Origin of the sequence: Intrasporangium sp., from assembly GCF_035280925.1 — a bacterium.
Classification (GTDB): domain Bacteria; phylum Actinomycetota; class Actinomycetes; order Actinomycetales; family Dermatophilaceae; genus Intrasporangium.
Window position 1 is genome coordinate 1 of the sequence record NZ_DATEEY010000017.1, and the last position, 9782, is coordinate 9782.

The 9782-nt window shown below is 70.4% G+C and carries 9 protein-coding genes and 1 pseudogene; 5 read left to right on the forward strand and 5 right to left on the reverse strand.

The annotated features are described in order from the left end of the window. From VJN29_RS02115 to VJN29_RS02135, 5 genes and pseudogenes are all read right to left on the reverse strand, one after another. Positions 1-509: pseudogene (locus VJN29_RS02115) on the reverse strand (phosphoketolase); the annotation flags it as partial. Positions 510-535: 26 nt separating this feature from the next. Then, positions 536-2095, reverse strand: a complete 1560-nt coding sequence (locus tag VJN29_RS02120) for an MFS transporter (protein ID WP_324141815.1) — start codon at positions 2093-2095, stop codon at positions 536-538. Between the two features lie 58 nt (positions 2096-2153). Beyond that, positions 2154-3059: an EamA family transporter RarD gene (gene rarD / locus VJN29_RS02125; protein WP_414654309.1), complete on the reverse strand. Its 906-nt coding sequence runs from the start codon at positions 3057-3059 to the stop codon at positions 2154-2156. A 68-nt stretch (positions 3060-3127) separates the two neighbouring features. Next, positions 3128-4255, reverse strand: coding sequence for a 2-oxoacid:ferredoxin oxidoreductase subunit beta (locus VJN29_RS02130; RefSeq protein ID WP_324141817.1), 1128 nt, complete (start codon positions 4253-4255; stop codon positions 3128-3130). Further along, the gene (locus VJN29_RS02135) at positions 4252-6204 is read right to left on the reverse strand and encodes a 2-oxoacid:acceptor oxidoreductase subunit alpha (protein WP_324141818.1); all 1953 of its coding nucleotides are present in this window, start codon (positions 6202-6204) and stop codon (positions 4252-4254) included. Before VJN29_RS02135 ends, VJN29_RS02130 begins: the two co-directional genes overlap by 4 nt. Positions 6205-6608: 404 nt before the next feature. On the opposite strand from VJN29_RS02135, the gene VJN29_RS02140 reads away from it, so the two are divergent. The 5 genes from VJN29_RS02140 to VJN29_RS02160 all read left to right on the forward strand — a co-directional run. Beyond that, on the forward strand, positions 6609-6968 hold the full coding sequence (locus VJN29_RS02140) for an NADH-quinone oxidoreductase subunit A (RefSeq protein ID WP_324141819.1): 360 nt from the start codon (positions 6609-6611) through the stop codon (positions 6966-6968). A gap of 13 nt (positions 6969-6981) precedes the next feature. Next, positions 6982-7623 (forward strand): NADH-quinone oxidoreductase subunit B family protein, encoded by a 642-nt coding sequence (locus VJN29_RS02145; protein ID WP_324141820.1) that lies wholly within the window; start codon positions 6982-6984, stop codon positions 7621-7623. After that, a complete protein-coding gene (locus VJN29_RS02150) occupies positions 7610-8158 on the forward strand; it encodes an NADH-quinone oxidoreductase subunit C (RefSeq protein ID WP_324141821.1) in 549 nt (182 codons plus the stop codon). Before VJN29_RS02145 ends, VJN29_RS02150 begins: the two co-directional genes overlap by 14 nt. Next, positions 8155-9123, forward strand: coding sequence for a complex I subunit 1 family protein (locus tag VJN29_RS02155; RefSeq protein ID WP_324141822.1), 969 nt, complete (start codon positions 8155-8157; stop codon positions 9121-9123). The genes VJN29_RS02150 and VJN29_RS02155 overlap by 4 nt, the downstream gene beginning before the upstream one ends. Positions 9124-9197: 74 nt before the next feature. After that, positions 9198-9782, forward strand: a 585-nt coding sequence (locus tag VJN29_RS02160; protein ID WP_324141823.1) for an NADH-quinone oxidoreductase subunit I, incomplete at its 3' end; no start/stop codon positions are given.

The following is a 9782-nucleotide window of genomic DNA, read 5'->3' on the forward strand; positions in this document are numbered from 1 at the left end:
AGGTCCGGGTGGTCGAACGCCGCCCCGGCGGCATGGGCGAGCGCATAGCCGAGCTCGCCGCCCTCGTGGATGCTGCCGGGCGTCTGGACACTGACATGGCTCGGCACGCCGCCGGGAGTGGAGAACTGGCGGAACAGCCGGAGCAGGCCGTCGGCGTCGGTGGTCACGTCCGGGTAGATCTCGGAGTAGGTGCCCTCGAGGTAGGCGTTCGCGACGAGGGCGGGCCCACCGTGTCCCGGTCCGGTGATGTAGAGCCAGTCGGACCCGGTGCGCTTGATGAGCCGGTTGAGCAGGGCGTAGAGCATCGAGAGGCCCGGGCAGGTGCCCCAGTGGCCGAGCAGCCTCGGCTTGATGTGGTCGATGGTGAGCGGCTCGCGCAGCAGCGCGTTGTCCTTCAGGTAGATCTGCCCGACCGTGAGGTAGTTCGCGGCGGCCCACCACCGCAGGTCCAGGGCCAGGTCGTCGTCCGAGTAGTCGGCGATCGCCGTGGTGGCGGTCGGACTGGTCATCACTCTGCCTCCTCGGGCTTCTGATGTCAGTGTCCCGATCCTCGCACCACATCGATGTCAGTGACAGGAGCTGCATTCCCGATCGCCGTGCCGGGGCACCCCTCCGAGCCCGCGCAGGACCACCCCGCAGGTGCCGTATGCCGCTGGGCTGGCTCCCCGCCGGCCGTGACCTGCGTCGGGGGCTGGGCCCCGGAGATCTTGCTGGGCTCGGGGTTCCGGATGAGCAGCCAGGACACGACGCCGCCGCCGGCGAGCATGACGGCGCAGATCCACATGGCGCTCACGTAGCCCGCATCGAACTCCTCCGGCCGCTGGTAGTCGGCCCCGCTGAGGCCGACGACGGCCGGAAGGGCGGCGACCGCGAGCAGGCTGCCTGACCGGGCCACGGCGTTGTTCACCCCGCTCGCGACTCCCGCCCACCGGTCCGGGGCCGCGGCGAGAACGGTCGCGGTGAGGGGCGCGACGAGGATGCTGAGGCCGAGGCCGAAGACGGTGACGCCGGGAAAGATGGAGGTCCAGTACGAGTCGCCGGCCCCCACTCCCGTGAGCAGCCACGTGCCGATCGCGCACACGATCGGCCCGATGGTCATCGGCAGGCGCGGACCGATGCGGGCCCCGACCTCGCCGCCCTTGGCTGCCAGCAGGAGCATCATCACCGTGACGGGCAGGGAGGCGAGTCCAGCCAGCAAGGGCCCGTAGCCGAGCACGGTCTGCAGCTGGAGGGTGAGGAAGAAGAACATCGCCCCGAGGGCCGCATAGACGAGCAGCGTCATGATGTTGGCCGCGGTGAACTGGCGGGAACGGAAGAGCGATGGCTGGACCATCGGGTGGGAGCTGCGTTGCTCGACGACCACGAAGGCGACGCCGACCGCCAGGGCGAGGAAGATGAGCGTCACGGTGACCCCGGGGCCGAGCGACTCGTACTGGATCAGCGCGAAGGTCAAGAGCGCCAGAGCCACGGTGGCCAGCGTCGCACCGAGGACGTCGAACCGCCGAGGCGCGCCCTCGTCAAGGGTCTCCGGCACGGCGGTCTGGGCGAACCAGACGGTGACCGCGCCCAGGGGCAGGTTGAGCAGGAAGGCCCAGCGCCACGAGGCGTACTCGACGAGCCACCCGCCGACGAAGGGGCCGATGGCCGTCGCGATCCCACCGAGTCCGGACCACGCGCCAATGGCCTTGGCACGGTCGGCCTCCCGGAAGACCGACTGGATGATCGACAGGCTGCCGGGCGTGAGCAGCGCGCCGCCGACACCCTGGAGGATCCGTGCCGCGATGAGCTGCCCGGGGCTCTGCGCGAGACCGCAGGCGAGAGAGGCAAGGGCGAACCAGACGACGCCGATGACGAAGACCCGGCGTCGCCCGAACCGGTCGCCGAGCGAGCCGCCCAGCAGGATGAGCGACGCGAGCGCCAGCAGGTAGCCGTTCGAGATCCACTGGAGCTGTGCCAGGCTCGCGTCGAGGTCCTCGCCGATGCGCACGAGCGCGACGTTGACGACCGTGCCGTCGAGCAGGGCCATGCCGGATCCGAGCACCGCAGCGGTGATGACGAGTCGTCCGGTGCGGGTCCGAAGCTCGATGCCGACCATCCCCCCACTCTCCCAATCGGGGGAGTGGTTTGTCCCCTTGAATGGACAGCAGCGCGGGTCAGCGCGGGTAGTCGTCGGCGGGGATGGCGGCAGCCGCTCGGCGGCCGCGGCGCAATGCGAGGACGGAGTCGATGCTGAGGACGACCAGCGCGACCCAGACGATGCCGAAGCCGATCCACCGTTGGGCTGACATCACCTCCCCGAGCAGGAGCACCGCGACGAGCAGCTGCATGACCGGGGTGATGAACTGGATGAGCCCGACGCTGACGAGCGGGATGCGCCGCGCCGCAGCCGCGAAGAACAGCAGGGGCACCGCAGTCGCGACGCCGGTCCCGACGAGCAGCCAGGTGTGCGTCGCGCCATGGGCCCCGAACGCCAGGCCGCCCCGGCTCGAGATCACGAGGAGGATCCCGGCTGCGACGGGAGCGAGGATGACGGTCTCGAGCGTCAGGCCCTGGACCGCCTGGAGGGACGCGCCGACCTTCTTCTTGGTCAGGCTGTAGATCGCGAAGGAGAAGGCCATGCCGAGGGCCATGAGGGGGACGCGACCGCCCACCAGGGCCAGGTAGATCCCGGCCACGAGCCCGATCGCCACCGCGACCCACTGGAGCGGCCGAAGCTGCTCCCCGAGGAGGATGACCCCGAGGGCGACGGTCACCAGGGGGTTGAGGAAGTAGCCGAGGGCCGCTTCGCTCGTGTTCCCGGATGTCACGGCGGTGACATAGAGAACCCAGTTGAAGGCGATGACGACGGCGGCGATGGTGATGCCCGCCATGAGTCGCGGCCGTCGCAGGAGCGGGCGCAGCCAGGCGATGTCGCGCAGAACCGCAAGCAGGATCATGCAGAAGAGCAGGGTCCAGAGGATGCGGTGCGCGAGGATCTCCCATGGGCTGGCAGGCTTCAGCGCATCGAAGTAGAGCGGGAAGAGACCCCAGATGCCGTAGGCCGCGAAGCCGAACAGCATGCCCCGCCCGACCTCGCCGTGCGGCTCCGGGGGCGACGCGAGCTGCTGGCTGCCCGATGGGGCGGTCGTCACGCTCCGGTCGCTTCGCCCACCTGCCACGAGTCCCGGCCGGCGAGCAGGGCGTCGATGTCGGCGTCGGTGATCTCGCCGGTGCGGGCCGCGTCGACCTGCTCGCGGAGCAGGTCGTCGTAGGTGGGCCGGGTCACGTCGCGGAACACGCCCATCGGCACGCTGGTCAGCTCGTGCGAGTCGAGCCGGGAGAGGGCGAACGCGGCGGCGGGGTTGGTCGCCGACGCGTCGTGGACGACGATGCGCGTCGGGTCGGCATCGGCGCGCGGGACGACCGTCATGACGCCCTGGTCGTCGCGCACCACGACCTTCTGGTCCGGGCCGTCGCCCGCGACGACCTCCTGCCCGTCGGTCAGGTGGAAGATCCGGGCCTGCGCCTGGGTGCGGTCCTTGAGGACGTCGAAGACGCCATCGTTGAAGATCGGGCAGTTCTGGTAGATCTCCACGAACGCGGACCCGCGGTGCTCCGCGGCCCGGCGCAGCACCGACGTCAGGTGCTGCCGGTCCGAGTCCAGGGTCCGCGCGACGAAGCCGGCCTCCGCGCCGAGCGCGAGGGACACCGGGTTGAACGGTGTGTCGAGCGAGCCGAACGGGGTGGACTTGGTCACCTGGCCCAGCTGCGAGGTGGGCGAGTACTGCCCCTTGGTCAGGCCGTAGATCTCGTTGTTGAACAGCAGGATCTTGAGGTTGACGTTGCGGCGCAGCGCATGGATCAGGTGGTTGCCGCCGATCGAGAGCGCATCGCCGTCCCCGGTCACGACCCAGACCGACAGGTCCTCGCGAGTGGCCGCCAACCCGGTCGCGATCGCCGGGGCCCGGCCGTGGATCGAGTGCATCCCGTAGGTGTCCAGGTAGTACGGGAACCGGGAGGAGCAGCCGATCCCGGAGACGAAGACCATGTTCTCCCGCTTGAGGCCCAGGTCCGGCAGGAACCCCTGGACCGCGGCAAGGATCGCGTAGTCCCCGCAGCCGGGGCACCAGCGGACCTCCTGGTCGGAGGTGAAGTCCTTCTTGCTCAGCGCCTCGCCCTCGCCGAGGACGGGCACGCCGGCGACGCCGCTGCGGCGCTCGCCGGCCGCGTCCGGGGACACCGGGTGGGCCGGCAGGCCGAGGTCGGTGGTGCTCACTTGGCCATCTCCTTCATGCTCTCGTTCATGTTCCCCGGCACACTCTCGGGCACCCTCCCTGGAACGGGGCTGGCGCCCGGCACGGCGTCTCCGATGACATGGCTGATGACCTCGGCGATCTCGCTGGCCTGGAACGGCAGCCCCCGCACCGCGGTGTGCGACTGGACGTCGACGAGGAACTGCGCGCGCAGCAGCATCGCCAGCTGCCCGAGGTTCATCTCCGGCACGATCACGCGGCGGTAGCGGCGCAGCACGTCGCCGGTGTTGGCCGGGAACGGGTTGAGGTGGCGCAGGTGGGCCTGGGCCACCCGGGTCCCGGTCGCCCGGGCCAGGCGCACCCCGGCCGCGACCGGGCCGTAGGTCGAGCCCCAGCCCAGCACGAGGACCTCCGCGTCGCCGGTCGGGTCGTCCACCGCCAGCGGGTCGATCGTGTCCGCGACGCCGTCGATCTTGGCCTGGCGCAGCCGGACCATCTTGTCGTGGTTGTCCGGGTCGTAGGAGATGTTGCCGGTCACGTCGGCTTTCTCGATCCCGCCGATCCGGTGCTCCAGGCCGGGCGTGCCCGGGATCGCCCACGGCCGGGCCAGCGTCTGCGGGTCCCGCCGGTACGGGTGGTACACCGGCGCCCCGTCGGCCGTCACGTCGTTCGGCTCGGTCGCGAACTCCACGGTCAGGTCGGGCAGCTCCGCGGTCCTGGGCAGCCGCCACGGCTCCGACCCGTTGGCCAGGTACCCGTCCGACAGCACGATGACCGGGGTGCGGTAGGTCGTCGCGATCCGGACCGCCTCCACCGCGATGTCGAAACAGTCCGCCGGGGTCGACGGGGCCACCACCGCCACCGGGGACTCCCCGTTGCGCCCGAACAGCGCCTGCAGCAGGTCGGCCTGCTCCGTCTTGGTCGGCAACCCGGTCGACGGGCCGCCCCGCTGGATGTCGCACACCACCAGCGGCAGCTCCAGCGACACCGCCAGCCCGATGGTCTCGGCCTTGAGCGCCAGCCCCGGCCCGGAGGTCGTCGTCACCCCCAACGCGCCACCGAACGAGGCGCCCAGCGCGGCACCGACCCCGGCGATCTCGTCCTCCGCCTGCATCGTCGCCACCCCGTACCGCTTCAGCGCGGCCAGCGTGTGCAGGATGTCGCTGGCCGGGGTGATCGGGTACGACCCGAGGAACAGCGGCAGCCCGGCCCGGTGCGCCGCGGCCACCAGCCCCAGCGAGAGCGCCACGTTGCCGGTCACGTTGCGGTACGACCCCGCCCGCATCGGCGCCGCCGATACCTCGTAGGACACCGCGAAGTCCTCGGTCGTCTCCCCGTAGTGGAAGCCCGCGTGCAACGCCGCCAGGTTCGCCTCGAGGATGTCCGGCTTGCTGCCGAACTTGCTCTTCAGGAACGCCTCCGTGCCCTGCATCGGCCGCGTGTACAGCCACGACAGCAGGCCCAGCGCGAACATGTTCTTCGCCCGCTCCTTCTCCTTGCGGGTCAGCAACGCGAACGGCGCCAGCGCCTCCACCGTGATCGAGGTCAACGCCACCGCATGCACGTGATAGCTCTCCAGCGAGCCGTCCTCGAGCGGGTTCGTGCCGTACCCCACCTTGGCCAGGTTGCGCTTGCTGAACTCGTCCGTGTTCACGATGATCGTGCCCCCACGGGGCAGGTCGCGCAGGTTCGCCTTCAACGCGGCCGGGTTCATCGCCACCAAGACGTCCGGCCGGTCCCCCGGCGTCAGGACATTGTGGTCGGCGAAATGCAGCTGGAAGCTCGACACCCCCGGCAACGTCCCCTGCGGAGCACGGATCTCCGCCGGGAAGTTCGGCAACGTGGACAGGTCGTTGCCCAACAACGCGGTCTGCGAGGTGAACCGGTCGCCGGTCAGCTGCATGCCGTCGCCGGAGTCCCCGGCGAACCTGATGACCACGCGATCGAGCTTCTGGACCAGTTTGGTACTCATGCTCTGCGACGTCCTATGCGTTTCCTAGACATTGGCCGAGGTCTTCCCGAGGGGCCATTACCCATGCTAGTTCGCGCTACGTTCAGGTTTGTGCAGGTTGTCACTTGATGGACATGTCGCCCTGCGTACGTGGTGCCTCCCCAGACGTGGCCGGATGCCGCTGGGCCCGCTCCCAGCCCCACGCCCGGGAGTGCCGCACCCACCTCGTCGAGTGTGCACTTCGCGCCGGCCTGCGATGCCCGGAGGCGGCGGGTACTGCACACTCGACGAGGCCTGACCGGCGGGTAATGCACACTCGACGAGGCCGGAGCGGCGCGTGCTGCACACTCGATGTGGCCGGAGCGGTTCAGGGTGCGGCCCTGACTCGACACCACGGCGGTTCCGGCATCGCTAGGCTGGCCGGCATGTCCGGGTATGTCGCCGTCGCAGCCGTCCTCGTGGCCGGCGTGCTGCTCGTGACGGTCGCCATGGTCGTCCGCCGGCTGCTCGCCCCCCACGCCCCGCACGTGGGCAAGCTGACCACCTACGAGTCCGGCGTGGACCCGGTTGGTGAGGGCTGGGCGCAGACGAAGGTCCGCTACTTCGTCTACGCCTTCCTCTATGTCGTCTTCGCCGTCGACGCGGTCTACCTCTTCCCCTGGGCCCACGTGCTGAGGTCGGCGGACATCGGCATGGCCAGCCTCGTCGAGATGGGCATCTTCATCGGCGTCATCGTCCTCGGGCTGGCACACGCGGCCCGCCGTGGTCTGCTCAGGTGGGTGTGATGAGGTGGGTGCGATGAGCGATCCGGTTGGTCTGCCGATGCCGACGGTCCGCCCCCTCGAGGGTCGGGTGGGCGTACTCGGCGAGCATGCCCCGAAGCCCATCAAGGTCGTGCTCAACTGGGGCCGCCGCTACTCGCTGTGGGTCTTCAACTTCGGGCTCGCGTGTTGCGCGATCGAGTTCATCGCAACGTCCATGGGCCGGCACGACTTCATCCGTCTGGGCGTCATCCCGTTCGCCCCCGGTCCGCGCCAGGCGGACCTGATGGTCGTCTCGGGGACGGTGACCGACAAGATGGCCCCGGCGATCCGGCGACTCTACGACCAGATGCCCGAGCCGAAGTACGTCATCTCCTTCGGCGCCTGCTCGAACTCCGGCGGCCCCTACTGGGACTCGTACTCCGTCACCAAGGGCGTCGACACCGTCATCCCGGTCGACGTCTACGTGCCCGGGTGCCCCCCGCGCCCCGAGGCCCTGCTCCACGGCATCATCCGGCTCCAGGAGCAGATCGCCAAGGAGCGACTGTCCGGCGCCAAGCTTCGCAGCCGCTACGCGGGGACCCGGTTGGCCACCGCAGGCGATGTGAGCCGTCCGATCGTGACCAAGCCCAGCGGCATACGGACTGATGGCGAGGCGGTGACCCGTGAAGGTCACTGACGTCCGCGACGTGCCCTTCGGGGAGTGGTCCTCGACCGTGCTCACCCTCCGCGACGAGGGCTACTCCTACTTCGACTGGCTCACCGCCGTCGACCAGACGGACGCCCTGCAGACCGAGCACGAGGCCGCTGTTGCCGGCTTCGACATCGTCTGCCACCTCATCCGTGTGGCGGGTGCGGGTGGGCCCGGCCGCCTCGAGTCCGTCCTCCTGCGCACTCGGGCCCCCGAGGGCCTGCCGGTCCCGTCGATCACCGGCGTCTTCCACGGGGCGGCCTGGCACGAGCGCGAGACCCACGAGATGTTCGGCGTCGACTTCGACGGCTTCGACGACGGGACCGGTCTCGGCCTGCGGCCGCTCCTTCTGCCCGACGGGTTCGTGGGCACCCCGCTGCGCAAGTCGTTCGTCCTTGCGGCACGTGCGTCCAAACCGTGGCCCGGCGCGAAGGAGCCGGGTGAGGGGCACGGCGAGGGGTCACCCGGACGTCGACGCGTGCAGGCTCCCGGCGTGCCCGGGCCGGAGTGGGGACCGCGATGAGCGAGGGCTGGACCATTCTCGAGGTCGTGCTGCGCGCCGTCGCGGTGCTCGCGGCGTTCCTCGTGCTGCCCCTGCTCGTCGGGCAGACCGAGCACAAGGTGATGGCCCACATGCAGGGCCGGCTCGGGCCGATGTACGCCGGTGGCTTCCACGGGTGGGCCCAGCTCGTCGCCGACGGCGTGAAGTTCGTCCAGAAGGAGGACATCACACCGGCGCGCGCCGACCGGTGGGTGTACCGGCTCGCTCCCTTCGTCGCGCTCATCCCCTACCTCGTCGCCCTGGCGGTGATCCCGCTGTCGCCCACCGTGGTCGGCGCCGACGTGCCGGGCAGCGCGCTGCTCGTCCTCGCCGCGACGGGCGTAGGGATCATCGGGCTCCTCATGGGCGGGTGGGCCTCGGCGAGCAAGTACTCCCTCCTCGGTGCCATGCGCGCGGCCGCCCAGCTGCTCAGCTATGAGCTGCCCATGGTGCTCGCCGTCGCATCCGTCGCGCTGGCGGCCGGAACGCTGTCGCTCGTCGGCATCGCCGAGGCCTGGACGCCCTGGTGGCTGCTCTGGCAGGCCCCGGGTGCGCTCGTCTTCTTCGTGGCGGCGGTCGCGGAGCTGCAGCGTCCGCCCTTCGACATGCCGATCGCCGACTCCGAGCTCGTGTTCGGCGTCTTCACCGAGTACACCGGCCTGCGCTTCGCCTTCTTCCTGCTCGCCGAGTACGCCGGGATCGTCGTCTTCTCCCTCCTGTTCGCGGTCGCCTGGCTCGGCGGCTGGTCGGGGCCGGTGGAGGACTGGCTCGGCTGGCTCTGGACGCTGCTCAAGGGCTTCGTCGTCGCAGTGGTCATCATCTGGCTCCGCGTGTCGTGGCCGCGGCTGCGCGAGGACCAGCTCCAGCGCCTCGCCTGGGTCTGGCTCGTCCCGATCGCGCTGCTGCAGCTCGCGATCACGGCTGTGGGGGTGGTGATGATGCGATGACCGAGTCGGCAGATTCTGCGCACTCGACCGAAGCTGGTACGACGCCACCTGCACACTCGACGTCGAGCGGACCGATGGAGACCCGGTCCACCCGACAGGGAGGGCGGCACGCGAGCAAGCCCAGCGGCATACTGCCGGGTCTCGTCAAGGGCCTCGCGGCGACGGCGCGCACGATGACCCGCCACACGCACACGGCGGAGTACCCCGACGTCGCCCCCAAGCTGCCACCGCGGTCGCGCGGCGTCATCGCGCTCACCGAGGAGAACTGCACGTCCTGCATGCTGTGCGCGCGCGAGTGCCCCGACTGGTGCATCTACATCGACTCCCACAAGGAGGAGATCCCAGCGACCACACCGGGCGGGCGGGCGCGCCAGCGCAACGTGCTGGACCGCTTCGCGATCGACTTCTCGTTGTGCATGTACTGCGGGATCTGCGTCGAGGTGTGCCCGTTCGACGCGCTGTGGTGGAGCCCGGAGTTCGAGTACGCCGAGCTCGACATCCGTGACCTGCTGCACGAGAAGGACCGGCTGGGCGCTTGGATGGCGACGGTCCCCCCTCCTGCCGCGCTCGACCCGGGCAGTGCCGATCCGGCCGAGCTCGTCGCATCGTCGCGCCCGCCCCGGCCGGCGCGGGGCGGGCCCGGCGGGCCGGGCGAGGTG

What these genes read in the sequence shown, in the direction of transcription:
- VJN29_RS02120 (WP_324141815.1), bottom strand. Translation starts at nt 2,095, where the DNA reads ATGGTCGGCATCGAGCTTCGGACCCGCACCGGACGACTCGTCATCACC.
- rarD (WP_414654309.1), bottom strand. Translation starts at nt 3,059, where the DNA reads ATGCTGTTCGGCTTCGCGGCCTACGGCATCTGGGGTCTCTTCCCGCTC.
- VJN29_RS02135 (WP_324141818.1), bottom strand. Translation starts at nt 6,204, where the DNA reads ATGAGTACCAAACTGGTCCAGAAGCTCGATCGCGTGGTCATCAGGTTC.
- VJN29_RS02140 (WP_324141819.1), top strand. Translation starts at nt 6,609, where the DNA reads ATGTCCGGGTATGTCGCCGTCGCAGCCGTCCTCGTGGCCGGCGTGCTG.
- VJN29_RS02145 (WP_324141820.1), top strand. Translation starts at nt 6,982, where the DNA reads ATGAGCGATCCGGTTGGTCTGCCGATGCCGACGGTCCGCCCCCTCGAG.
- VJN29_RS02155 (WP_324141822.1), top strand. Translation starts at nt 8,155, where the DNA reads ATGAGCGAGGGCTGGACCATTCTCGAGGTCGTGCTGCGCGCCGTCGCG.